The following is a 23,210-nucleotide window of genomic DNA, read 5'->3' on the forward strand; positions in this document are numbered from 1 at the left end:
CTAACCACCCCCGTCTTCCGGTGCCCCGGGAGTCGCCGCTTCGCGGGCTGTGCCAGGCTGGGGGTACGGTGTTCGGTTGCGATTCCGGTTCGGTTCGCCCGCATCCGGAGTGACCAGCGGCGCGATCACCTATTGTTGACCGCACTCGTCCTGTCGTTCGGCCCCGGCGACGTCCGCCGCGCACCGGGGACGCCGCGTCGGCGGCGCCCGGCGGGCCGGAACACACCCGCTTCGCTTGGAGAGTATTGGCGACGATGCCTGGATTCACACTCGACGAGGTCAGGGCCCGGACCCTCAAGGAGCGCGACTCCTGGTGGACGGTCTACCTCGTGGACCCCATCGCGGTCCGGCTCGTGCGCCTGGTGGCCAACCGCACCTCGATCACACCCAACCAGCTGACGGTGGTCGCGCTCTTCCTGGGGCTCGGCGCGGCCGTCTGCTTCTCGCTGGGCTACCGCCACTTCCTGGCGCTGGGCGCGCTGCTGTACCTGTTGTCCTTCCTGATGGACTGCACGGACGGCAAGCTGGCCCGGCTCACCGGCTCTGAGTCGCTGTTCGGGTCGTGGATGGACTACGTCTCCGACCGGTTCCGGGTGCTGGTGTGCGTGGTCGCCCTGATGGGCGGACAGTACGTCGTCGCCGAGAACGCCGAGGGCGACGGGCCGGTGTGGTTCGTGTGGCTGGCCCTGGTCGTGGTGTTCCTGGACATGCTGCGCTACCTCAACGCGCTCCAGGTGTACAAGGTCCGCAGGGAGATGCGCTCGCACCTGGCCGCCGCCCTGGAGAGGGCCCGCGCCACCCTGTCGATGCTGGAGCCGGAGGAGGACGACACCGGCTCGGCCACCGGCGCGGGCGGGCGGACGATGAGCGACGGCGGCGAGCAGGCGGTGCTGCGCCACGGCATCGGCGTGCTGGAGCAGATCCTGCACAGCCAGAACGAGCGCGAGGCCCGCAACCAGCGCTCGGCGGGCAAGCAGCCCGACCTCACCCTGCCCAAGGTGGACCTGCACCAGGAGTTCCGCAACCGCTTCCCGTGGTACCAGCGGTTCTGGTCGGCCCTCAACGCCAGACGGGTCAGAACGCACCTGGTGGGCGGCATCGAGTTCCAGATGTCGGTGTTCGTGATCGCGCCGCTGGCGGCCGCCGTGTTCGGCGCGCCGTCCCTTATCGGATGGATCACCGCCGTGGCGGGTGTTTTGCTCCTCGCGTTCGAGATCGCCATCATCTATAAACTGTGGTTGTCCACGCGGGACTTCTTCCGCGTGGTCGACGGAATCGACAGCGCGCTGAGATTTTCCGGTCCGTCCGACGGCGCGGAGGAAGGGAGCCGGGACACCGGCTCGGACACGGGTTCTCAGACGACCCTGCGCTAGTGGAGAGAGGCACCCATGACGGGACGTGACACCGAACCGCGCCTGACCCCGGCGGACGTCGTCGCCGAGATCAACCGCGAACAGCGCCAGCTCGCCGAGACCCTGGACGAGTTGAGCGTGCAGGCCCGGCCCGCCAACATCGCCCGCAAGCAGATGGAGAGGGTCCGCGAACGCGGCGCCCGGATCGTGGACGAGGCGCGCGCCCTGGTGGTCGGGGGCGGCGCGGTGCGCGTGGAGAGCCACCCGGTGGAGCCCGAGGAGGGCAGCATCGTCGTCAAGGGCGACGGCCACGTCGTCACCACCTACCAGTCGCGCGGTCAGCTCCCCCCGGAGGCGCTGCTGCTCGCGGTCGGCGTCGGCGCGGTCGTCGCCGTGGGCGTGGTGGCCTGGGCGGTGCACCGCAGGAGGAAGTAGCGCCGGACCGGCGCGCGTTCGGAGGGGTCCGCGTCAGCGGGCCCCTCCGTGTGTGTCGCGGAGGCGTTCGAGGCGGTGCCCGGTATAGGGCCGCGGCCGCGCGCGGGCCCCGGGCGGCGCCGCCTAGAGGAAGGTCTGGCCCTCGCCCCGGTAGGTGGGCACGGCGCCCGCGTACTCCCCGGTGTCGGAGTCCACCAGGTGCAGGGTGTCGAAGCGCTCGCACAGCTCTCCCGCCTTGGCGTGGCGCATCCACACCCGGTCGCCGACGGACAGGCCGTCGGCCGCGGCGCCGAGCAGGGGCGTCTGCACCTCGCCCGCGCCTTCGTTGACGCTGTAGGAGAGACCGGCGGGCAGGTGGGGGAGCGGGGCGCGGTGGGCGTTCACGGGGCCCGAGGCGGGGTAGCCGCCGCCGAGGGCGGTGGCCACGCCCGGCCCGGGGCGGCGCACGACGGGGAGCGCGAACAGGGCGGCGGGGCGCCCGCCGAAGGAGCGGTAGTGGTCGAACAGGTGCGGGTGGTAGAGCCCCGAGCCCGCCGCCAGCTCGGTCACGGCCCTCTCCCGGCCGGTGGTGTGCAGGCTGCCGGTGCCGCCGCCGTTGACGAAGCGCAGGTCGGCGACCTCCCTGACGGCGTGCACGATGGCGGCGCGGCGCTTGGCCAGCTCCACGGCCGAGCGGCGCTGGACGGCGCGCAGGAGGCGTCCGTAGAGCGGCCTGCCGGGCGGGGCGTCGCCCACCCCGGCGATCTGGCCCTCGTAGGCCATGATCCCGTCCAGCTCCAGTTCGGGTCGGACCGCGACCGCGCGGGCGAACGCGGCGGCCTGGGCCGGGGTGCGCACGGGGGAGCGGTAGGTGCCCACGCGCAGGCGCGGTCCCACGGGCTGCCAGCTGGTGTCCACGTCCAGGCACACCCGGACCGGCGGGGCGTCGGGGCCGCGGGAGTCGGCGGCCTCGGCGACGGCCGCGCCGATCAGGTCCAGATGCGCGGTGTCGTCCACCATCAGGGTGATGGCGCGGGCGGCGCGGGGGTCGCGCACGAGCCTGGCCAGGGCCTGGCGGTCGACGGTGGGGTAGGCGACGAGGACGTCGTCGCTGAGGGGGCGGTCGCCGGTGGCCAGCCAGAGGGCCTCGGGCAGGGTGAAGGCCATGATTCCCGCGTAGCCGGGCAGGGCGAGGACGGTGCGCAGCAGTTCTCGGCTGCGCACGGATTTGCTGGCGATCCGGATGGGCCTGCCGTGGGCGCGGCGGGTCAGGTCGGCCGCGTTGGCGCGCAGGGCTGCGAGGTCGACGAGGGCGAAGGGGGCTTCGAGTTCGCGCGTGGCGGACTCGTACGTTTCGCGCAGACTTGTCATGTCCTGAGCATGCCAGAACATGAATGTCTTTCATATTCTCGGCGGGAAAGGGGACGCGGTACCCCTGCGGCGGGCGGTCCGCGGGCGGCTTCGCGATAACCGGCCCCCGGTGTTGCGGGGGCGATACCCTGGGGTGTCACGGCTGATCAGCCGTCCGACCCCGGGAGTGGTTCTTTCCATGAGTGAGCGTGAGTACGTCCTGACCCTTTCGTGCCCCGACAGCCGGGGCATCGTCGCCGCTGTGGCCAACCTGCTGTCCGACCACGGTTGCAACATCACCGAGAGTCAGCAGTACGGCGACCACTACACGGGACGCTTCTTCCTGCGGATGCAGTTCGTGGCCGAGCGGGGTGGCGACGGCGTGGCCGGGGAGGACGTCCTGCGCGGCGCCTTCGCGGCGCTGGCGGGGGACTTCGGCGGCGGGAACGGCGACGCGTTCGTGGAGTGGACCCTCAACCGCCGCGACGTGCGCCCGCGCATGATCGTGATGGTGTCCAAGTTCGGCCACTGCCTCAACGACCTGCTCTACCGCCAGCGCAGCGGCCTGCTGGACGCCGACATCGCCGCGGTGGTCTCCAACCACCCCGACCTGGAGTTCCTCGCCGACTCCTACGGCGTGGACTTCCACCACCTGCCGGTCACGGCCGGGAGCAAGAAGGAGCAGGAGGCGCGCCTGCTGGAGCTGGTCGACTCCTACGACGTGGACCTGGTGGTCCTGGCGCGCTACATGCAGGTGCTCTCCGAGCAGCTGTGCGCCAAGATGTCCGGCCGGATCATCAACATCCACCACTCCTTCCTGCCCAGCTTCAAGGGAGCCCGGCCCTACCACCAGGCCCACGCGCGCGGCGTGAAGCTGATCGGCGCGACCGCCCACTACGTCACCGCCGACCTCGACGAGGGCCCGATCATCGAGCAGGAGGTGTCCCGGGTGGACCACACGCACAGTCCGGAGCAGCTCACGGCGATCGGCCGGGACCTGGAGTCGGTGGCGCTGGCGCGCGCGGTCAACTGGCACGCGCAGCGCCGCGTGCTGCTCAACGGGGACAAGACCGTCATCTTCGGCTGAACCGGACGCCCGCCGCGCGGCGGCGGGGTGCGGTCCGCACGGGGGCGCCCGCGGGCGCCCCCGTGCGTTTTCCTGGCCCGACCGGATTCCCGACGCTGTTTTGGGTCGGAGATGGGACGCGCGTTGCCCGTTCCGACCAGGAAAAATTACTCACAGTGCTTTGTCGGATACAGTGTGTATGTATATGGTGTGATCAGTTCGACATCCTTCCGGCCATGACACGGGCCCGGGTTTCGGTCCGGCCCTCTGGGAGGGCACATCCGCCGGGAAGGCGCGGGGAGCGGTCCGGGGGCGCCTTCGGCGCCGCGACCGCCCGTGCGGCCCGCACACTGCGTAGGGGGACCCAGTGACGGACATGAGGACCGAGACCAAGGTGCCGGGAGCCCGCGAGTCGGGCCGGACGAACCGGGGGGACTCCTCCCGCGAGGAGGGCGGGCGCACCCAGATCGCGGACGGCGTGGTCGCCAAGATCGCCGGCATGGCCGCGCGTGAGATCGGCGGCGTCCACGCCATGGGCGGCGGGACCGCGCGGGCGGTCGGCGCGGTCAGGGACGTCGTGACCCGGGGCGGCGACAGCGGCTCGGTCGCGCGGGGCGTCTCGGTCGAGGTGGGCGAGCGCCAAGCCGCCGTCGACATCGACCTGGTCGTCGAGTACGGCGCCGCCATCCAGGACCTGGCCGCGGCCGTGCGCCGCAACGTCACCTCGGCGGTGGAGCGCATGACCGGGCTGGAGGTCACCGAGATCAACATCCGGGTGGACGACATCCACCTGCCCGACGACGACCGCGGCGAGGACGACGGCGAGTCCGCGCCCCGGGTCCAGTGATGGCGGCCGCCGACGCGGACCCGGGCGAGGTCGCCCGGCGCCTGGCGGGGGAGGCCGAGCGCTTCCCGGACGTGGTGGAACTGTCCTCGGGGGGTTTCGGCACGCTGACCACGCCCGTCCCCGGGGGACGGGTCCTGGGGGTGGCGGTACGCGCCGACAGCGTCGAGGTCGGCGTCGTGGTCCGGTTCGGGCGGCCCCTGCCGGAGATCGCCGCCGAGCTGCGCCGCGTCCTGACCCCGGTCGCCGGGGGCCGCACCGTCCACGTGTCCGTGGAGGACGTGGTCGCGGGACTGCGGGACGGCGCCCGTACGGGTGGTTGAACAGGCAGCATCGGGTGCTGGACAAGAGGGGGAAGCCATGTGGCCCATCGTCGGACTGTCCTACGGGACGGTACTGGGTCTGGCCGCCGCGTTCGGCGGTTTCACGGCCTTCGCGCTGGTCCTGATCCTGGGGATCGCGGGGTTCGTCGCCGGTCGGGCGATGGAGGGCGAGATCGACCTCACCGCGGTGTTCTCGCGGCGCTCCGCCTGAGACGTGAGGGGGCGGACGTGGCCGGAGTGCGGACCAGTACGGTTCCCCGACAGCGGGAACGCCCGGGCGACGGGGTCGCCCGGGAGCGGAGCGGGGCGGACCGCGACCCCGGCGGCCGCACCGTCATCGAACCCGGTGTGGTCGAGAAGGCGGCCGCGCGCGCGGTCCGCGAGGTCCCCGGCGCCCTCCCCGCCCGGTCGCGCACGGCGCGGGCCCGGGTGAGCGGCGAGGTCGTGCTGCTCAGGCTGCGGGTCGGCGTCCGCTACCCGCACTCGGTGCGCGAGGTCGCCGCACGGGTGCGCGGGCACGTCGGGCGGCGGATCGAGCGGATCACCGGAAAGCGGGTCCACCACATCGACATCGAGATCGCGGAGTTGGTGCGCTGACATGACCACCGTGGAAGAGGTGCTCGGACGCCCCGACCAGGGCGTCGACCGCCGGGCCAGGCGGGTGGCCGTCCACACGTTCCGTCCGCGGAGGTCCTGGCCCGCGGTGATCACGGGCCTCGTGATCCTCCTCGTGGCCGTCGTGGCCGCCGCCGAGGTGATCTCGGCCCTGGCGGGGAGCCCGCTGGGGCTGATTCCGGTCGGCGCGGCCAGCGGTTACGCGGCGACCACGACCTGGTCGATGCCGTCGGTGCAGATCGCCTCGGCGGTCCTGGCGCTGATCGGGCTGGCCCTGATCGTGGCCGCCCTGGCCCCCGGGCGGGGGCGCTGGACGGCTCTGCGCACCGACGACCCCGCCCTGGTGGTGGGGCTGACCCGGCCCGCGCTGCGCCGGGCGGTGGCCGCCGCGGCCGAGGGCGTCAGCGGAGTCGAAGGCGTGCACGTGACGGTGCGCGGCAACAGGATCCGGGTGCACGCGCGCACCGGGATGCGCGGGTCGGCGGGACTGCCCGCCGAGGTGACCGCGGCCGTGGAGCGGCGGTTGGAGGAGCTGGCGCCGCTGCGCAGCATGCGGATCGCCACCCACGTGCGGTACGCGGAGGGTTGACCATGGCTGGTGGCAGGTCGCGCAGGTCGGCGCGGGGGAACCGGTGGGGGCTGGCGGTCGTGGGGGCGGTGCTGCTCCTCGCGGGGCTGGCGTCGCTGGCCGCGGGGCGCGGCCTGTTCGGCGGGGGAACGGCCGACAGCGTTCTGCTCGGCCCCGGGGCCCGGGAGGCGCTCGACCAGCAGTGGGTGCCCTACGCGGCGGTCGCGGTGGCCTTCGTCGCCGGTTTCCTGGCCCTGCGCTGGCTGATGTCCCAGGGGCTCAACGACACGGTGGGGCGCCTGGTCCTGGAGCGCGGGGAGCAGGGGCGGGTGGAGATGTCGGAGAACGTGGCCCGCGGTGCCCTGGAGCAGGAGGTCGCCGATTACCCGGGCGTGCGCCGCGCCCGCGCGCGGCTGACCGAGTCCGCCGAGGCGCCGCACCTGCGCCTGGCGCTGACCCTGGACGACGACGCCGACGTGGCCGGGGTGTGGCGGCGGGTGAGCTCGGAGGCGCTGGCGAACCTGCGCCGGGCGCTGGACCTGGAGCAGGTCCCGGCCGTCGTGCGGATGTCGATGACCGCACCGGCCAAGAACCCGCGGCGCAGCCTGGCCTGAGCCGTTGCCGCCGATTGTCGGTGCCCGCTGTTAGCTTCGCCACATGACTCGAATGACCTTCGTGAACCTGCCCGTCAAGAGCGTCGACGCCACCCGGGAGTTCTTCAGCGCGCTGGGCTTCGGCTACGACGAGGCCTTCTCCGACGACAGGGCGCTGTGCATGGTCGTCAGCGACCAGTCGCGCGTCCTGTTCCTGTCCGAACCCTTCTTCGCGGAGTTCACGCCCTCGGGGACGGCCGACACCTCCGCGGGCGCGGAGGTGATCACCTGCCTGAGCGCTGACAGCCGCGAGGACGTGGACCGGATCGCGGAGGCCGCCGCCGTGGCCGGGGCGACCCACGCCAGGACCACCGAGCACACCGGCATGTACTCGCGCTCCTTCGCCGACCCCGACGGCCACCTGTGGGAGTTCCTGTACATGGACGCGACCGCCACCATCTCCTGAGCGACGGCGGGTGCGGGCCCCGGGGCCCGCACCCGCCCAGCTCCGTCGGGATCAGACACCGACCGTGTTGATTGTGTACACAAGTGACTTAGTGTACGCTGACGGTATGGCTGAGACGATCACTTCCCGTCATTTCCGCGCCCACCTCTCGGAGGTCATCGACAGAGCCAGGGCCGGTGACAGCACGGTGGTGACGCGCAACGGCAGACCCGTGGGCGCCTTCGTTCCCATGGAGGTGCTGGAGCAGGCCAGACTGCGCGAAGAGGAGGAGTTGCGTCGCATCATCGAGGAGCGACGGGACTCTCCGACGGTCTCGCTGGCAAAGGTCATGGCGGAGACGCTGGAACGGGATGAGTAGGTACTCGACGGTCTTCAAGATCGAAGCCCAGGCCGAGCTCCGCAAGATCCCGCGCGGGCAGGCGATGACCGTCCTGCGCAAACTTGCGGAGCTGGAGTCGGACCCCTACGCCTTCGGAACCACTCCTCTGGTGGGGATCCCCGGGCACAGAAGACTCCGCGTCGGTGACTACCGGGTCATCTACACCGTGGACAACGGCGAACTCGTGATCGTGGTGGTCGAGGTCGGGCACAGGTCGAGCGTGTACGACTGAGTCCCCGGCGTCGGCCGCCGTCCGGATCTCCGGACGGGTCCAGGACCAGGGGACCCGCTCCGTACGGGCGGGCGCGGGCCCCGGGGCCCGCACCCGCCGCCGCGTCAGCGCACGGCGTCGCGCTCGTGGCGGATCCGGCCGTCGCGCAGCACGGTGCGCACGCTCGTCTCCGGCGAGGCCAGGACCCCGATGTCGGCGAGCGGGTCGCCGTCGACCACGACGAGGTCGGCCCGCGCCCCGTCGCGCAGGGTGCCGACGACCCCCTCCAGCCCCAGCAGCCGGGCGGCGTTGACGGTGGCGGCGCGCAGCACGTCCGCGGCGGGCTGGACCCGGCCGCGGATGGCGAATTCCTGGCTCTGGCGGTCCTGCATGCCGCCGAGCAGATCGCTGCCGAAGACCAGGTTCACCCCGGCCTCGTGGGCCATGCGCAGGGCGTCCAGCCCCCGGTCGAGCACGGTGTCCACCTTGGCCTGGCTGGCCGCGGGCAGCCCGTTGGCGGCCCCCTGCCGGGAGAGCTCCTGGTAGGTGACCAGGGTGGGCACCAGGTAGGCGTCGTGCTCCAGGAACAGCTCGATGCTGCTCTCGTCGATGAGGTTGCCGTGCTCGATGCAGCGCACGCCGAGGCGGAGCCCGCGGTTGACGGCGCGGGCGGTGTAGGCGTGGCCGGTCACGTAGCGGTTGGCCGCCTCGGCCTCCTCCACCACGGCCCGGATCTCGTCCTCGGAGGACTGGGTGGAGTCGATGCGGTCGGTGGGGGAGGCCACGCCGCCCGAGAGCATGATCTTGAGGTGGTGGGCTCCGGTGCGCAGCTGCTCGCGGGCCGCGCGGCGGAACTCCACGGGCCCGTCGCAGACGATGCCCGCGCCGGGGCAGCAGGCGTGGGTGTCGTTGCCCTGTCGGCCGGGCGCGCGGAAGTCGCCGTGGCCGCCGGTCTGCGACAGCGCCTTGCCGCCGAACATGAGCCGGGGGCCGTCGACGAGCCCCTCCTCGACCGCCCTGGCCAGTCCCCAGTCGCCCCCGGCGACGTCGCGGACGGTGGTGAAGCCGCGCCTGAGCATGTCGCCCAGGGAACGGCCCGCGTAACTGGCGACGTAGGCGGGCGACTGGTCCATCGCGGCGCCGAGGTCGGCGCTGAAGGCGGTCGGGTGCACGTGGGCGTCGATCAGGCCCGGCATGAGGGTGGCCCCCGCCAGGTCCACGGTCGGCACCCGCGACTCCACCTCGGGCGGGGTTCCCTGGCCGCTGCCCGCGACGAGGCCGTCCCGCACCAGGAGCCAGGAGCCGGGGGTCCTCGTGCCCGCCTCGGGGTCGAGTAGCCCGGCGCCCGTGAAGAGGATGTGCGGTTCTGACTGGCGGGTCATGGATACCTCCGTCGGGGTTCGCGTTGTTGCAATATATGTTGCATCACGGGGAGGGGGCCACCCCGGGGGTGGTATCGCTTGGGGGTGCGGCGCGGTCCGGGGCGCCGGGACGGAGGGGTGATGGCGGACTGGATCGAGGCCGCGCTCGGCGGCGGACGCCTGGGCCGTGCGGCCGAGCGCGTGGTCAGGGTGCTGCGGGACGAGCCGCGGTTCGCCTCCTACGCGAGCACGGCCGAGCTCGCCGAGCGGGCGGGGGTCAACGTCGCCACGGTCGTACGGGCCGCGCAGGCCCTCGGGTTCACCGGCTGGCCCGCCCTGCGCGTCGAGCTGCGCTCGCGTTACCTGGCCTCGCTCAGCGCCGGAGAGGTCCTGGCCGAGCACGCCGGGGCCGACGCCGACCCCGTGCGCGAGGCCTTCCGCGCCGACCGCGAGGGGCTGCGCGACCTGGAGCGGACCCTGGACCCCGCCCGGGTGCGCGCCCTGGCGGGCGCGGTGCACGGTGCGCGCCGGACGCGGGTGGTGGGTTCGGGCACCTTCGCGGCGCCGGGCGTGCAGCTCGCGCACGCCGCGGGGATCATGGGTTACGACGTGGAGCGCCTGGAGCTGGGCGGCACCGGCCTGGTCAGCGCGCTGGCGCGGATGGGTCCCGGCGACCTGCTGCTGGCGTGCGACCTGTGGCGGCTCCCGGTCGCGCTGCGCTCGGCGGCGCGGGTGGCCCGTGAGCGGTCGGTGCCGGTCGCGGTGATCACCGACCGCAGGGACTCCCCGCTGGCGGAGGGGGCGGCGCACGTGCTGCTGGTGCCCAGCGAGGGCGTGGGCATGTTCCCCTCGCTCACCCCGGTGATGGCGGTCGTCCACGCGGTGCTGGCCGAGCTGGCCCGTCTCGGAGGGGACGCGGTGCTGGCCGCCGTGCGCGACACGGAGCGCCTTTGGGAGAGCACGGAGCTCTTCTGAGCGACGCCGGGGCGAACGACCTGGGACGACGCGGTGACACCACTGTGACGTGATCAGGGTCACGTTCGATGCAATAAGTGTTGCACTTCACGCGGTGCGGCTGCTTACATGGCCCGGTCGGACCGCCTCCGCGGGCGGTCCCTCCCGTGCACGTCCCCCGAACCGAACCTCGCCGCGAAGGTGGCCCATGCAGACGACCCATCTCGTGATCCTCGCCGTGTACATCCTGGCCATGATCGGGATCGCCCTCTACTTCGTGCGCTCGGGCAGGCTGCGCGGCGGTGACGACTTCCTGTTCGCCGGACGCAGCCTCCCCCGCCCGGTCATGATCGCCACCATGCTGGTCACCTGGGTCGGCTCGGGCACCATCATCGGTGGCGCCAACTTCGCCTACACCTACGGCCCCATGGCGGGCATGGTCTTCTTCGCGGGAACGCCCCTGGGCATCCTTGTCCTGCTCCTGGCGGCCCGCCGCATCCGCCGGGCGTCCCGGCACACCATCCCCGAACTGCTGGAGGTGCGCTTCGGCATCGGGGTGCGCACCGTCGCCGCCGTGGTCACCACCATCGCCTTCCTTGGACTGACCGCCTCGCAGTTCGTCGGCGGCGGGTACGTCGTCAGCCTGGTCACGCCGCTGTCCGCCACCCAGGGCACCGTGCTCATCGCGGTCGTCGTGACGCTGCTGACCGTCACCGGCGGCCTGTTCTCGGTCGCCTACACCGACTTCGTCTCGGCCATCCTCATCGTGCTCGGCCTGTTCGTGTCGGTGCCGCTGGTGTTCGCCGCGATCGGCGGCCCCGGCGCCTACTGGGACGGCCTGCCCGAGCAGGCGACCACCTTCAGCGGCGGGCTGACCGCCCTGCAGCTCCTCGGCTACTTCCTGCCGCTCTTCCTGCTGCTGCTCGCCGACCAGAACATGTACCAGCGCCTGGCCGCGGCCAAGGACGAGCGCGAGGCCCGCTCCTCGACCGTCGGCATGCTCGTCGGCAGCTTCTTCGTCTTCGTGCCCGTGGTGCTGCTCGCCACCTGCGCCGCCATCCTCATGCCCGGCATCGACGGGGACATGGCGGTGCTCAGCCTGGCCTCCGAGGGCTACCTCCCGGTGGTGCTGGGCGGCCTGATCCTGGGCGGGGCGGTCGCCTTCGTCATCACGACCGGGTCCTCGTACATGCTCTCCTGCGCCTCCAACGTCGCCTACGACCTGTACGCCCGCTTCGCCGGGGACAGCGCGGACGAGCGCCGCAAGCTCGTGGTCCAGCGCCTGTCGGTCCTGGGCATCGCGCTCGCGGGCCTGGCGCTGAGCCTGTTCTTCCCGACCGTGCTGGAGCTGCAGATGTACTCCTACACGGTCTACGGAGCCGCGATCACCCCGGTGGTCCTGTCGGTGCTGTTCTGGAAGCGCGCGACCACCGCGGGCGCCGTCGCGGCGCTGGTGGTCGGCGCGGCCACCACCATCGGCTGGCAGGTCGCCGGGACCCCGGGCGGCCTCAACGCGGTCATCGTCGCCCTGCCCGCCGCCCTGGTCGCGCTCGTCGTGGCCAGCCTGGTCACCAGGGCCCCCGACCCCGCGCGGGTGGCCGCGGCCGAGGCGCCCGCGCCCACCGGGACCGACGCCTGACACACGCGGGGACCGCTCCCGACCGGGAGCGGTCCCCGTGCTCTCCCCACGCCCCGGCGGACCAGGCGGCCCGCCGGGGCCCGTCTTTCCCGCCCACGGCAGCGCGGGAAAGCCGTTCTAGGATGGGCGTATGCCGGGGCGAAGACGCAGACGCGAACGCGAGGCGCGCCGTGCCGAGGCCAGGACGGCACGGGAGGCGCGGAGCCGCTGGGAGGTGCTCTTCGAGACCACCGACGAGGCGGACTGGCACGCCTACCACCGGCGTAGGAGAGGGGAACCGGTCGGCCTCAGTGAGGAGGACCTGCGCGTCGACGTCCTGTGCGGGCGCGGTGCGCATCCCACCACCTACCGCCTCAGCGTGCTCGTGCCCGACGGCCTCGACCGCGACGCCTACCTTCGCTCCCTTCGGCAGTGACGCCGTAGGCCGGTGCGCTGGTCACCACCGGGGAACCTCTCCGTACGGGCACGGACCCCCTGCGGACTCCACGTGGGCCCCGGACGGCCCGGCGTCCGTCCGTGCGCTCCTGCGGAGCCCTCAGCACTCGATGACGTTGACGGTCAGGCCGCCGCGCGAGGTCTCCTTGTACTTGTCCACCATGTCGCGGCCCGTGTCGCGCATGGTCCGGATGTCCTTGTCCGGTGCAACGGTTAACAACATGCTGCCGTACTGCCTCGGAGAGGACGAGAAACCCTCAACCGTGGTCTACTCCTACGGGGGCCGGGTCTCAGGTGTTGGTTGTTGAAGCCTGTACTCGTCCGGAGAACAGCATGGGGGCCAGAGCGTCGTGCAGTTCGCTCGTGGTTCGGCTGATTTCGGCGTGCAGGTGAGCCTTGTCGTCCAGGGCTTCGAGGGACGCACCGATCTCCTGCTGAACGTGCAGGGGAGGTAGCGCCGTAGGGAGCGATCGAAGTGTGTCCATCGTGAGCGACCTGACCGTGCTTCCAGAGGCGTGCCTGTCGATCCAGCGCTGGACCGTGGGCAGGGTCAGATAGTGCACCAGGTACACGGGGTCCATACGTTCGGACGGGCGCACACGAAGCAGTTGGGTGCTGTACAGCCAGTCCCGTTGATCCGAGGTGATCCGGGCGAACTTGCCGAGTGTTCCGGTTCGGGTGCCGACGATATCGCCCGAGCGGAGCCGGTAGCGGTGCAGTCGTCCAGCCGTCGTGCGGGTGACGTGGGCCAGGCCGGTGTCCGACACTCGCCGGTCGGCGATGTCGCTGGGTCTGACCAGCGGGATTCCCTGCTTGCTGAGCTCCCGGGAGGGCAGGCTCGCGCCGGAGGGGCCTGCCTGGATCTCGCAGACCTCGTCCAGCCGATGCTCACTCCAAGCGTCGGGTAGCGGGCCGATCAGCGAATCCATTTCCGTGCCTCCTGGAGCACCTGACTGCTTCTGGCATCGACGTAGGGGATCTGTGCCTCCAGAGAGTCCAGGCGTCGGATGAGTGCCGTCAGCACCTCCGCTTGCTCTGCCTGGCTCGTCTGCGGTGCACGTCCGGTCACATAGATCGATGGGCGAAGTGAGTACTTTTTATCGCGTACCTCCTGAATCGTCGCGACGTAGCTAATACTCGACGCTTCGCTCTCGGAGGCATCTCGCTCCCCGTTACGCCATCCGTTGTAAGCGTGTTGGACGAGTGCGATGTCCTCCTCTCGGAGGGTTCGGATCGTACGCGAGGTCATACGGCCGAGTCCGCTGGCGTCGATGAAGAGAATCTCCTCGCACCTACCTGTCGGAGCTTTCAATATCCACAGGGTCACGGGGATGGCGGTGTGCTGGAAGAGCTGGCCGGGGAGGGTGATGAGACACTCTACGGCACCGTCCTCGACCATGTTCTCCCTGATCGCGGCCTCCCTGGCGTTGGCCGAGCTTGATGCGCCGTTGGCCATCACCACGCCCGCCCTACCGTTCGGAGAAAGGCGGTCGATCACGTGCTGGAGCCAGCGGAAGTTCGCGTTCTCCTTCGGTGGTTCTCCGTAGCGGAAGCTCTCGCGGGTGGAGTCTCCGGGTGGGCTGCTCAGGTTGAACGGCGGATTGGCCAGGACGAGGTCTGCGGTGTCGTGTGCGGCGTCGCGGTCCCAGGGAAATCCGGGACGGTGGCCGAACTCGGCCTCGATGCCGTGCAGCAGCATGTTCATACCGGCGATACCGAAGGCCAGCTCGTTGAAAGTGGTGCCGCTGACACGGGGGATCCGCGTCGGGTCGGTTTCCGTTTGTGCTCGTACGGCCTCAGCCAGGAACTCGCCCGTCCGACAGAAGGGGTCATAGACACTGTCGAAAGGATTGTTGGATGTGAGGAGGTCCACCATCATGCGCACCACTGACTCCGGGGTGCGCAGATCCGAGTGACGGGAGAGCCAGCCTCTTTCAAGGAAGGAGAGAGCGCTGTTGAAGGCAGCCGACAGGATGTCCTGCTCCTGGCTTTGGGTGTCGATCGTGTCGACTCCGCGAACCGCCGTGGTGAAGGCGTCAGATCCTAGTCCTTGGAGAGGACCGGGGACGAAAGGGGGGAGGTAGTCGCAGAAGTCGGCCGCGAATACGGACCCGTCAACGGTGCCGTGACCGGTTTGTTCCCGTAGAAGGCCCCACTGGTCAGCATGTGAGGAACGGAGGAAGACGAGTACCGCGATGAGGAGAGCGGACTCGGTTGGTGTGCACAACCCCCGAAGGTCGTCCAGCAAACGGAAGACGGTGCTGTCGACCCCGTCGGTGTCGACCGGGAATCGATGTTTGGGCGCTGACGTCGCTCCCGGGGCGTCGGCCGCTACTGTGGCGCGTACGCGGTCCGCGTAGGTGGTCCCTGCGGGCTCGTGCGGATGACGGGCGTTGGCGGGTACGGCGCGTGAGGACAGCCAACCGATGACCTGGTCGAGGTCGAACAGCTCCCGTTCGGTATCCGCCGGTTCGGGGAAGTCGGGTCCGCGCTTGCGCCAGTTGGTGACCGCCGCCCGACTGACCTCGGCGTATCGGGCGAGTTGTGCGCGTGACACCAGGGTCGGCCCGTCCTCGCTCACAGTGGCCTCCTCAGAAGCTCGGCGGGAGTTCGCCCCGGCACACCTGGTCCTTGACCAGGAGCACCTCGGGAACGCGGTCGAAGGGCTTGATGCCGGAGGCGGCCTCGGGGCTGACGTACGAGAGCACGAGGTAAAGCTTGGCGTGGTCCGCCTCCAGGTGGCGGTGGTGGATCGGCTCGTGGTGCATGATGCGGTTGCGCAGCAGCCGCAGGGAGTAGAGCTGATCCTGGAGGGCGCGGCGCGGACCCCGATAGCCGGGGAACGCCCGGTGGAGGGCGGGAACCCAGAGGTCACGGTCGTACCTGCGAGCGACCAGTGAAGACCAAAACCCCAGGGACAGTTCGGTGACGATGTCGTCCGGCGTGGCGGAACGGCGGCAGCGGGCTCGCGCTTGGCGGACGAGGCGCTGTCCCTCGTTGTCCAGCGGCGCCCCGTTCCACCAGTCCTTCTGCCCGAAGTGCGCGCTCAGGTGGTTGTGGAGGGAGTTGCGCAGAGCCAGTTCGAACGTGTGGAGCGGACCGTAGAAGGCCGCGGAGACCATGACGTTCCAGTGGTACAAGTTCACGGCCCGAACCGCGTCACCCCCACTGTGCCGGAGGTAGGGCGCGAGGCGGGGAGAAGAGTAGGCGTAGACCATCCATTCCGGGATGCCGGCGCTCACGGTGACCTTCGTTCTATCTCGGCTGAGGGCGCGAGAGGACAGGGGGCGAGGGCGTTTGGTATCGTTGCCTGCGTAAGCCCCGGGTTCGCCTCTGCTCAGCACGCCACCCGGGGCACGGCTTTTTCCGGGGTGGCACTGTCCAGGCCCGACGACCGGCTCATCGCGCACGCGGCCGGGTACACCGTCTTTCAGGAACAACGGTACACACGACGGCCGCGCTGTGCAAGCGCACTCCAGTGCGCGCCTTTGTTAACAGTCTCTGGGTCGGGCCCTCAGCACTCGATGACGTTGACGGCCAAGCCGCCGCGCGAGGTCTCCTTGTACTTGTCCATCATGTCGCGGCCCGTGTCGCGCATGGTCCGGATGACCTTGTCCAGCGACACGAAGTGGCTGCCGTCGCCGCGCAGCGCGATACGTGCGGCGCTGATCGCCTTGACCGAGGCCAGTGCGTTGCGCTCGATGCACGGCACCTGCACCAGGCCGCCGATGGGGTCGCAGGTCAGCCCCAGGTTGTGCTCCATGGCGATCTCGGCGGCGTTCTCCACCTGCGCGGGGGTGCCGCCCAGCACCTCGGCCAGCCCGGCGGCGGCCATCGAGGAGGCCGAGCCCACCTCACCCTGGCAGCCCACCTCGGCGCCCGAGATCGACGCGTTCTGCTTGAACAGGATGCCCACGGCCCCCGCGGTCAGCAGGAACCGCACCACGCCCTCGTCGCCCGCGCCCGGGCTGAAGTGCAGGTAGTAGTGCAGCACGGCGGGCACGATGCCCGCGGCCCCGTTGGTCGGCGCGGTCACCACGCGGCCGCCCGCGGCGTTCTCCTCGTTCACGGCCAGCGCGTAGAGCGTGATCCAGTCGCTGCCGCGCATGGGGTCGGAGTCCACCCCCGTCGGCGCCAGCAGGCCCGACTCGTCGCAGTTGCCGCCCAGCTGCCGGTACAGGCGGTGCGCCCGCCGGGGCACCTTCAGCCCGCCGGGCAGGCTGCCCTCGGTGGTCACCCCGCGGCGCACGCACTGGCGCATCGCCTCCCACAGCACGAGCAGCTCGGCGCGGATCCGCTCGGGGGAGCGCCCGAAGGCCTGCTCGTTGGCGAGCATCACCGCGCTGATCGACATCCCGGTGTCGGCGCAGATGCCCAGCAGCTCCTCGGCGCTGGAGAAGGGGTGGGGCACCCGGGTGTCGTCGGCCTTGATCCGGTCCGCGCCCGCCGCGCGCTCGTCCACGACGAACCCGCCGCCCACCGAGTAGTACACCTTCGCCGCCAGTTCGGCGCCGGAGGAGTCCAGTGCCACGAACCGCATCCCGTTGGGGTGGTCGGGCAGGCTCTCCCTGCGGCGGAAGTCCACGTCCACGGCCGGGTCGAAGGCCACCGGCGGCCCCTCGGGCCCGCCCAGGCGCAGGGTCCTCTCCCGGCGCACCCGCTCCACCAGCTCGGGCACCGCGTCCACGTCCACGTGCTCGGGGGTGTGCCCCATCAGTCCCAGGACCACCGCCCGGTCGCTGCCGTGCCCCTTGCCGGTGAGCGCCAGGGAGCCGTACAGCTCCGCGCGCACGCGGGCCGCGCCGTCGAGCAGGCCCTCCTCGCGCAGTCCGGCCACGAACGTGCGCGCGGCCTTCATCGGCCCGACCGTGTGTGAACTGGACGGTCCGATTCCGATCTTGAACAGGTCGAACACGCTGATGGCCATGGCTGTCCTCCTCGTCGAGTACAGGGCCCGGGCATGTGAACGCCGTGCGGGGCCGCCCGGCCCCGCACGGCGGGGCTCTACAGGTTCGGGTAGAGCGGGTACCTGGCGGTCAGCGCCTGGACCCGGCCGCGCAGCGCGGCCTCGTCGAACTCCGGCTTGAGCGCCTCGGCGATGACGTCCGCGACCTCGGCGAAGTCCTCGTCGCCCAGACCGCGGGTGGCCAGCGCCGGGGTGCCGATCCGCAGGCCGGAGGTGACCATCGGCGGACGCGGGTCGTTGGGCACCGCGTTGCGGTTGACCGTGATCCCGATCGAGTGCAGGCGGTCCTCGGCCTCCTGGCCGTTGAGCTCGGAGTTCACCAGGTCCACCAGGACCAGGTGCACGTCCGTGCCCCCCGAGAGCACCTTCACGCCGACCTCGGCCGCGTCCGGCCGCGTCAGCCGCTCGGCGAGCAGCCTGGCGCCCGAGACCGTGCGGCGCTGGCGGTCGGCGAACTCCTCGCCCGCGGCGACCTTGAGGGCCACCGCCTTGGCCGCGATCACGTGCTCCAGCGGCCCGCCCTGCATGCCGGGGAACACCGCGGAGTTGATCTTCTTGCCCAGCTCGGCCTTGGCCAGGATCATGCCGCCGCGCGGGCCGCCCAGGGTCTTGTGCGTGGTCGTGGTGACCACGTCGGCGTGCGGCACCGGGTTGGGGTGCAGCCCCGCCGCGACCAGACCGGCGAAGTGCGCCATGTCCACCATCAGGAGCGCGCCGACCGAGTCCGCGATCTTGCGGAAGCGGGCGAAGTCCAGCTGGCGCGGGTAGGCCGACCAACCGGCGACGATCATCTTGGGCCGGTGCTCCTCGGCGAGCGCCTCGACCTCGTCGTAGTCGACGGTGCCGTCCTCGTCGCGCACGTGGTAGGCCACCGCGTTGAGGATCTTGCCGGAGTAGTTGATCTTCATGCCGTGGGTCAGGTGGCCGCCGTGGGCCAGGTCCAGACCCAGGATGGTGTCACCCGGCTTGAGCAGCGCGAAGTACACGGCCGTGTTGGCCTGCGCGCCCGAGTGCGGCTGCACGTTCGCGTGCTCGGCGCCGAACAGCGCCTTGGCGCGGTCGATGGCGAGCTGCTCGACGACGTCGACGTGCTCGCACCCGCCGTAGTAGCGGCGGCCCGGGTACCCTTCCGCGTACTTGTTGGTCAGGACGGTGCCCTGAGCCTCGATCACCGCCTGGGGGGCGAAGTTCTCCGAGGCGATCATCTCCAGGGTGTCGCGCTGGCGCGCCAGCTCCGCGTCGACCGCGGCCGCCACCTCGGGGTCCAGTTCGCCCAGCGTCTGGTTGAGCGTGTTGTCAGTAGCCATCGGGGGCCTACTCCTCGCCTTCGGTCAGCTTGGTGTACTCCTCGGCGGAGAGAAGGTCGGAGGGCTCCTCGGAGATCCGGGCCCTGAACAGCCAACCGTCCTCGAAGGGCGAGGAGTTGATGGTCTCGGGCTCGTCCTCCAGGGCCGCGTTGACCTCGGTGACCTCACCGCTCACCGGCGAGTAGACGTCGCTGACGGACTTGGTGGACTCCACCTCGCCGCACGGCTCGTCCGCGGTCACCTCGCTGCCGACCTCGGGCACCTCGACGTAGACGATGTCGCCCAGGGACTCGGCGGCGAACGAGGTGATCCCGACGGTGGCGATCCCGTCCTCGACCACGACCCACTCGTGTTTGGCGGTGTAACCCAGCTCCGTGGGAACGCTCACTTCAACTCTCCTTGGAGGTGTTCCATTTTCCTGCCGCGCGCCCGTACGGCTGCCCGGCCCGGCCTACGCCCGGTCGCGCCCCGTGCGTGCGGGTCCCCTGTGGAGGGATCCCGCCGCGCTGGGGCGTGCGGGCCTTCGGGGTGTGAAGGCCCCTGCTGCTACGACTGCCGCTTGTAGAACGGCAGCTCGACCACGTCGACGTCCTCGCCCCGCCCGCGCACGTCCACGGTGAACGCGCCGGTCGAGGTGTCGAGGTCGCCGTCCACGTAGGCCATGGCGATGGGGCGGCCCAGGGTGGGTGAGGGCGCGCCGCTGGTGATGGTTCCGACGGAGGTGCCGTCGCGCAGGACCTCCTGGCCCTGGCGCAGCGGGCGGCGCCCGCGCGCGACGAGGCCGATGAGACGGCGGGGACGGGAGGAGCGGGAGGCCTCCTCCAGGGCCGAGCGGCCCACGAAGTCGCCCTTGTCGAACTTCACGACCCGGCCCAGACCGGCGTCGAAGGGGGTGAGGTCGGCGGTCAGCTCCTGCCCGTACAGCGGCATCCCGGCCTCCATGCGCAGGGTGTCGCGCGCGGAGAGCCCGGCGGGGACGAGGCCGTGCCGCTCGCCCTCGGCCATGAGGGCCTCCCACACCTCGGGGGCCCGGTCCGCGGGGCTGACGAAGATCTCGAAGCCGTCCTCGCCGGTGTAGCCGGTGCGGGCGAGCAGGACGGGCTCACCGGCGACGGTGTGCTCGTACCCGGCGTAGTAGCGGATGCCGTCCAGGTCGGCGTCGGTCAGCGGCGCCAGGACGTCGACGGCGCGGGGCCCCTGGACGGCGATCAGCGCGTACTCGGCCGACTCGTCGCGGACCTCGACGTCGAAGCCCGCGGCCCGCTCGGCCAGGGCCGGGGCGACCACCGCGGTGTTGGCGGCGTTGGCCACGACGAGGTACTCGTCCTCGCGCAGCCGGTAGACGATGAGGTCGTCCAGGACACCGCCGTCCTCGGCGGTGATCATGGAGTAGCGGGCGCGCCCCACCTTGACCTGGGACAGGTGGCCGACCAGCGCGTGGTCGAGGGCCTGGGCGGCCTGCGGGCCGGTCAGCCGGATCTCGCCCATGTGGGAGAGGTCGAACAGGCCCGCGGCCTCGCGCACCGCCCGGTGCTCGGCGGTCTCGCTGCCGTAGCGCAGCGGCATGAGCCACCCGGCGAAGTCGACGAGGGTGGCGCCGGCCTTCTCGTGGACCTCGCGCAGCGCTGTCGCGCGCGGCGCGGATGCGGCATCTGACATGGGCACTCCCGAGAGGATGGGCGTCGTGACTTGCGTGGCGTTGCCATCCTCCCCCTCTGTCATCTGTGCCTGAGAGCTTCGCCGCGCGCTCGGCGCGGCTTGCACCTTCGGCGAGGGACGGCTGTCCCTGCTTTCCAGAGTGGTCTCGCCCGTACGGTCCGCTGTGCCTGAGAGGTTGTCTTCGGGGAGGGATTGCTCCTTCGGCGGCCCGCGCTGGATACGCGGGCACTCTCCCGTACGGGGTCAGCAACACGTTCAGCCTAGCAGCGGCCGTGAACGGCGCCCAAGGGTGCCCGGCGCCGGGCGGGAGCGCCGGCGAGGCACCCGTGAGCGGCGCCGTCCGAGCCGTGCGCGCCGTGTCCGCCCCGGCCGCCGGGCTCCTCCGGTGTCCGACACTCCGGCCGCCTCCACCCTGGGGCGGGAGGGCGGGGATTAGCGTGTTCGGGGAGTACCGACCGGGGAGGGAGACGGATGCGAACCGACACCGGGAGGGCGGCGCGCGCCGCGCGCTCGCTCGCGGCCGGATGCGTCCTGTCCCTGGCCGCGGGCACGGGGTGCGCCGGGGCCGTGGACGGAGCGCGGGGGCCGGACGGGCGGGCCCGGGAGGGGGCGGAGACCGGGCCCCCGCCCCTGACGCGGGGTGACCTGGCCGCCGTCGAGCGCGAGGACCTGGAGGCGGTGTTCGCCGACGCGGGGGTGGAGGGCACCTTCGTGCTCCACGACGTGATGGAGCGGGAGGCGACCGTGGTGGAGCCGGAGCTGGCGCGCGAGCGCGCGGTCCCCGCGTCCACCTTCGACCTCGTCAGCACCCTGGTGGGGCTCCAGACGGGCGCGGTCGGGGACGTGGACGAGGTGGTCCCCCACGGGGGCGGACCCCAGCCCGTCGACCGGCGGGAGCGGGACACGGCCCTGCGCGAGGCCCTGCCCGCCTCGAACGTCCCCGTCTACCGGGAGGTGGCCCGCCGGATCGGGCACGGGCCGATGGCGGCCTGGGTGGACCGGCTGGACTACGGCAACCGTTCGGTGGGCGACGCACGGGCGCTGGACCGGTTCTGGCTGGAGGGGCCGCTGCAGATCTCCGCGATGGAGCAGACCGACTTCCTGGCGAGGCTGGCCCGCGACGAACTGCCCGTGGACGACGCCCACCAGGAGGCGGTGCGCGAACTCGCCGTTCTGGAGGAGGGCGAGGGCTACGCCCTCCACGCGAAGGCCGGGTGGGAGGCAGAGGCCGGTTCCGCGCCGGGCTGGTGGGTCGGCTGGGTCGAGAGCGGCGAGGACCTGTACACGTTCGCGCTGCGCGTCGAGCCGGAGGGGGACCAGGACGCCGAGCTGAGCGAGTCCCTGGGGAGGGAGATGCTCGTGGAGCTGGAGGTCCTGCCCGAGGAGGAGCGCACCGTCTGAACACCGCGCGGGCCCCGCGACGCGCGTCGGCCCGCCCCCGTCGCGGGAGCGGGCCGAGCGCGTCGTCCGGGAGTGGTTAGGCCTTGCGGCGCTGGCGCACGGCCTCGGCCAGCTGGGTCAGCACCTCGCCGGTGGTCTCCCAGCCCATGCACTTGTCGGTGATCGACTGGCCGTAGGTCAGGGCGGCGGGGTCGCCCAGCTTCTGGGCCCCCTCGACGATGAAGCTCTCCAGCATCACGCCGATGACGCCCTTCTGGCCCTCGGCGACCTGGGCGGCGATCGCGGCGGCCACACCGGGCTGGCGGGTGTGGTCCTTGCCGCTGTTGGCGTGGCTGGCGTCGATCATCAGGCGGCGGGGCAGCCCGGCGCCCTCGATGACGTCCAGAGCGGCGTCGACCGACCCGGCGTCGAAGTTGGGGCCGCTGCGGCCGCCGCGCAGGATGACGTGGCAGTCCGGGTTGCCCTCGGTGACGACCACCGAACCGGCGCCGGCGGGGTCGATGCCGAAGAAGGTGTGCGAGGCGGCGGCGGCGCCGACCGCGTCCACGGCCACCTGAACGTCGCCGTCGGTGCCGTTCTTGAAGCCCACGGGCGTGCTCAGGCCGCTGCTCAGCTGGCGGTGCACCTGGCTCTCGGTAGTGCGCGCCCCGATCGCGCCCCAGGAGACGACGTCGGCGATGTACTGCGGGGTGATGGGGTCGAGGAACTCGGTCCCGGCGGGCAGGCCGAGCGCGTTGATGTCCAGCAGCAGCTTGCGCGCGGTGCGCAGGCCGCGGTGCACGTCGTAGGTGTCGTCCAGGCCGGGGTCGTTGATCAGGCCCTTCCAGCCGACGGTGGTGCGCGGCTTCTCGAAGTACACGCGCATCACGACGCACAGCTCCTCGCGTAGGGAGGGCACCAGCTCCTTCAGGCGGCGGGCGTAGTCCATGGCGGACTCGGGGTCGTGCACCGAGCAGGGGCCCACGACGACCAGCAGGCGGTCGTCGTCACCGTCCAGCACCCGCTTGACCTCGGCGCGGGACTCCTCGACCAGGGCGCTGCGCTCGGCGCCCAGCGGGAGCTCGGCCAGCAGGTCCCGGGGCGCGATGAGCGGCTTGTAACTGGCCACCCGGGTGTCGTTGGTGCTCGGCATGGTGTTCCCCTCGGGTCCCGTCTGTCGTGTTTTCCGCTGTCGCCACGAAAACCGTCTTATGAAAACAGTAGCGCGGACGGTTCGGCACTCCGCTGCCGCGTCGGCCTGCACGGTTCACGTGACAGAAAACACCACACCGGTTCCGGGCGCCGAAAAGCGTCTCATTTCGTGAGAC

The 23,210-nt window shown here is 71.6% G+C and carries 27 protein-coding genes and 1 riboswitch; of the genes, 16 read left to right on the forward strand and 11 right to left on the reverse strand.

Annotated elements, in window-relative coordinates; genetic code table 11:
- Window positions 1-254 precede the first annotated feature (254 nt).
- Window positions 255-1,373, forward strand: a complete 1,119-nt coding sequence (locus ACSTA4_RS05910) for a CDP-alcohol phosphatidyltransferase family protein (RefSeq protein WP_248773773.1) — start codon at window positions 255-257, stop codon at window positions 1,371-1,373.
- 15 nt (window positions 1,374-1,388) lie between these two features.
- The gene (locus tag ACSTA4_RS05915) at window positions 1,389-1,787 is read left to right on the forward strand and encodes a DUF3618 domain-containing protein (RefSeq protein WP_013151464.1); all 399 of its coding nucleotides are present in this window, start codon (window positions 1,389-1,391) and stop codon (window positions 1,785-1,787) included.
- A gap of 123 nt (window positions 1,788-1,910) precedes the next feature.
- Here the strand turns inward: ACSTA4_RS05915 and ACSTA4_RS05920 are convergent, their stop codons facing one another.
- The gene (locus ACSTA4_RS05920) at window positions 1,911-3,137 is read right to left on the reverse strand and encodes an amino acid deaminase/aldolase (protein WP_444962685.1); all 1,227 of its coding nucleotides are present in this window, start codon (window positions 3,135-3,137) and stop codon (window positions 1,911-1,913) included.
- A 178-nt stretch (window positions 3,138-3,315) separates the two neighbouring features.
- On the opposite strand from ACSTA4_RS05920, the gene purU reads away from it, so the two are divergent.
- The 10 genes from purU (at window position 3,316) to ACSTA4_RS05970 (ending at window position 8,202) form a co-directional block, all read left to right on the forward strand.
- Complete coding sequence (gene purU, locus ACSTA4_RS05925; protein ID WP_212641248.1) at window positions 3,316-4,203, forward strand: formyltetrahydrofolate deformylase; 888 nt, start codon at window positions 3,316-3,318, stop codon at window positions 4,201-4,203.
- A gap of 355 nt (window positions 4,204-4,558) precedes the next feature.
- Window positions 4,559-5,029 carry an Asp23/Gls24 family envelope stress response protein gene (locus ACSTA4_RS05930; protein ID WP_212641247.1) on the forward strand — a complete coding sequence of 157 codons (471 nt, stop codon included), beginning with the start codon at window positions 4,559-4,561 and terminating at the stop codon, window positions 5,027-5,029.
- Window positions 5,029-5,349, forward strand: coding sequence for a hypothetical protein (locus ACSTA4_RS05935; protein ID WP_444962686.1), 321 nt, complete (start codon window positions 5,029-5,031; stop codon window positions 5,347-5,349). The genes ACSTA4_RS05930 and ACSTA4_RS05935 overlap by 1 nt, the downstream gene beginning before the upstream one ends.
- 37 nt (window positions 5,350-5,386) lie before the next feature.
- Window positions 5,387-5,560 (forward strand): hypothetical protein, encoded by a 174-nt coding sequence (locus ACSTA4_RS05940; protein ID WP_444962687.1) that lies wholly within the window; start codon window positions 5,387-5,389, stop codon window positions 5,558-5,560.
- A 17-nt stretch (window positions 5,561-5,577) separates the two neighbouring features.
- A complete protein-coding gene (locus tag ACSTA4_RS05945; RefSeq protein WP_444962688.1) occupies window positions 5,578-5,946 on the forward strand; it encodes a hypothetical protein in 369 nt (122 codons plus the stop codon).
- A 1-nt stretch (window position 5,947) separates the two neighbouring features.
- Window positions 5,948-6,553 carry a DUF6286 domain-containing protein gene (locus ACSTA4_RS05950; RefSeq protein WP_248773778.1) on the forward strand — a complete coding sequence of 202 codons (606 nt, stop codon included), beginning with the start codon at window positions 5,948-5,950 and terminating at the stop codon, window positions 6,551-6,553.
- A 2-nt stretch (window positions 6,554-6,555) separates the two neighbouring features.
- Window positions 6,556-7,146, forward strand: coding sequence for an alkaline shock response membrane anchor protein AmaP (locus ACSTA4_RS05955; protein ID WP_444962689.1), 591 nt, complete (start codon window positions 6,556-6,558; stop codon window positions 7,144-7,146).
- 43 nt (window positions 7,147-7,189) lie between these two features.
- On the forward strand, window positions 7,190-7,591 hold the full coding sequence (locus ACSTA4_RS05960; protein WP_248773780.1) for a VOC family protein: 402 nt from the start codon (window positions 7,190-7,192) through the stop codon (window positions 7,589-7,591).
- 106 nt (window positions 7,592-7,697) lie between these two features.
- Window positions 7,698-7,949, forward strand: a complete 252-nt coding sequence (locus tag ACSTA4_RS05965) for a type II toxin-antitoxin system Phd/YefM family antitoxin (RefSeq protein ID WP_444962690.1) — start codon at window positions 7,698-7,700, stop codon at window positions 7,947-7,949.
- Entirely contained in the window at window positions 7,942-8,202 is a 261-nt protein-coding gene (locus tag ACSTA4_RS05970; protein WP_248773782.1) for a type II toxin-antitoxin system RelE family toxin, read from the forward strand. The genes ACSTA4_RS05965 and ACSTA4_RS05970 overlap by 8 nt, the downstream gene beginning before the upstream one ends.
- A 104-nt stretch (window positions 8,203-8,306) precedes the next feature.
- Here the strand turns inward: ACSTA4_RS05970 and ACSTA4_RS05975 are convergent, their stop codons facing one another.
- On the reverse strand, window positions 8,307-9,563 hold the full coding sequence (locus tag ACSTA4_RS05975; protein WP_444962691.1) for an amidohydrolase family protein: 1,257 nt from the start codon (window positions 9,561-9,563) through the stop codon (window positions 8,307-8,309).
- A gap of 120 nt (window positions 9,564-9,683) precedes the next feature.
- On the opposite strand from ACSTA4_RS05975, the gene ACSTA4_RS05980 reads away from it, so the two are divergent.
- From ACSTA4_RS05980 to ACSTA4_RS05990, 3 genes are all read left to right on the forward strand, one after another.
- Window positions 9,684-10,517, forward strand: coding sequence for a MurR/RpiR family transcriptional regulator (locus ACSTA4_RS05980; RefSeq protein WP_248773784.1), 834 nt, complete (start codon window positions 9,684-9,686; stop codon window positions 10,515-10,517).
- A gap of 187 nt (window positions 10,518-10,704) precedes the next feature.
- Window positions 10,705-12,135, forward strand: a complete 1,431-nt coding sequence (locus tag ACSTA4_RS05985; protein ID WP_444962692.1) for a sodium:solute symporter family protein — start codon at window positions 10,705-10,707, stop codon at window positions 12,133-12,135.
- A 130-nt stretch (window positions 12,136-12,265) separates the two neighbouring features.
- Window positions 12,266-12,550 carry a hypothetical protein gene (locus ACSTA4_RS05990; protein ID WP_444962693.1) on the forward strand — a complete coding sequence of 95 codons (285 nt, stop codon included), beginning with the start codon at window positions 12,266-12,268 and terminating at the stop codon, window positions 12,548-12,550.
- A gap of 120 nt (window positions 12,551-12,670) precedes the next feature.
- Here ACSTA4_RS05990 and ACSTA4_RS05995 read toward each other — a convergent pair whose 3' ends face one another.
- The 8 genes from ACSTA4_RS05995 to gcvT all read right to left on the reverse strand — a co-directional run bounded on the left by ACSTA4_RS05995 (window position 12,671) and on the right by gcvT (window position 20,502).
- The gene (locus ACSTA4_RS05995) at window positions 12,671-12,793 is read right to left on the reverse strand and encodes a hypothetical protein (RefSeq protein ID WP_444964315.1); all 123 of its coding nucleotides are present in this window, start codon (window positions 12,791-12,793) and stop codon (window positions 12,671-12,673) included.
- A gap of 67 nt (window positions 12,794-12,860) precedes the next feature.
- Complete coding sequence (locus ACSTA4_RS06000) at window positions 12,861-13,499, reverse strand: restriction endonuclease subunit S (RefSeq protein WP_444962694.1); 639 nt, start codon at window positions 13,497-13,499, stop codon at window positions 12,861-12,863.
- Window positions 13,487-15,151: an N-6 DNA methylase gene (locus tag ACSTA4_RS06005; RefSeq protein ID WP_444962695.1), complete on the reverse strand. Its 1,665-nt coding sequence runs from the start codon at window positions 15,149-15,151 to the stop codon at window positions 13,487-13,489. The genes ACSTA4_RS06000 and ACSTA4_RS06005 overlap by 13 nt, the downstream gene beginning before the upstream one ends.
- A gap of 10 nt (window positions 15,152-15,161) precedes the next feature.
- Window positions 15,162-15,716 (reverse strand): hypothetical protein, encoded by a 555-nt coding sequence (locus ACSTA4_RS06010; RefSeq protein ID WP_444962696.1) that lies wholly within the window; start codon window positions 15,714-15,716, stop codon window positions 15,162-15,164.
- A gap of 368 nt (window positions 15,717-16,084) precedes the next feature.
- Entirely contained in the window at window positions 16,085-17,497 is a 1,413-nt protein-coding gene (locus ACSTA4_RS06015; protein ID WP_444962697.1) for an L-serine ammonia-lyase, read from the reverse strand.
- A 77-nt stretch (window positions 17,498-17,574) separates the two neighbouring features.
- Window positions 17,575-18,843 (reverse strand): serine hydroxymethyltransferase, encoded by a 1,269-nt coding sequence (gene glyA, locus ACSTA4_RS06020; RefSeq protein ID WP_150250624.1) that lies wholly within the window; start codon window positions 18,841-18,843, stop codon window positions 17,575-17,577.
- Between the two features lie 7 nt (window positions 18,844-18,850).
- On the reverse strand, window positions 18,851-19,231 hold the full coding sequence (gcvH, locus tag ACSTA4_RS06025; protein WP_444962698.1) for a glycine cleavage system protein GcvH: 381 nt from the start codon (window positions 19,229-19,231) through the stop codon (window positions 18,851-18,853).
- Between the two features lie 158 nt (window positions 19,232-19,389).
- The gene (gene gcvT, locus ACSTA4_RS06030) at window positions 19,390-20,502 is read right to left on the reverse strand and encodes a glycine cleavage system aminomethyltransferase GcvT (RefSeq protein ID WP_444962699.1); all 1,113 of its coding nucleotides are present in this window, start codon (window positions 20,500-20,502) and stop codon (window positions 19,390-19,392) included.
- A gap of 144 nt (window positions 20,503-20,646) precedes the next feature.
- Window positions 20,647-20,748, reverse strand: a riboswitch (glycine riboswitch).
- A 225-nt stretch (window positions 20,749-20,973) separates the two neighbouring features.
- On the opposite strand from gcvT, the gene ACSTA4_RS06035 reads away from it, so the two are divergent.
- Window positions 20,974-21,903 carry a penicillin-binding transpeptidase domain-containing protein gene (locus ACSTA4_RS06035; protein ID WP_444962700.1) on the forward strand — a complete coding sequence of 310 codons (930 nt, stop codon included), beginning with the start codon at window positions 20,974-20,976 and terminating at the stop codon, window positions 21,901-21,903.
- Window positions 21,904-21,979: 76 nt separating this feature from the next.
- Here the strand turns inward: ACSTA4_RS06035 and ACSTA4_RS06040 are convergent, their stop codons facing one another.
- On the reverse strand, window positions 21,980-23,035 hold the full coding sequence (locus tag ACSTA4_RS06040) for a 3-deoxy-7-phosphoheptulonate synthase (RefSeq protein WP_212641229.1): 1,056 nt from the start codon (window positions 23,033-23,035) through the stop codon (window positions 21,980-21,982).
- Window positions 23,036-23,210 lie beyond the last annotated feature (175 nt).

Source organism: Nocardiopsis sp. M1B1, from assembly GCF_052466615.1.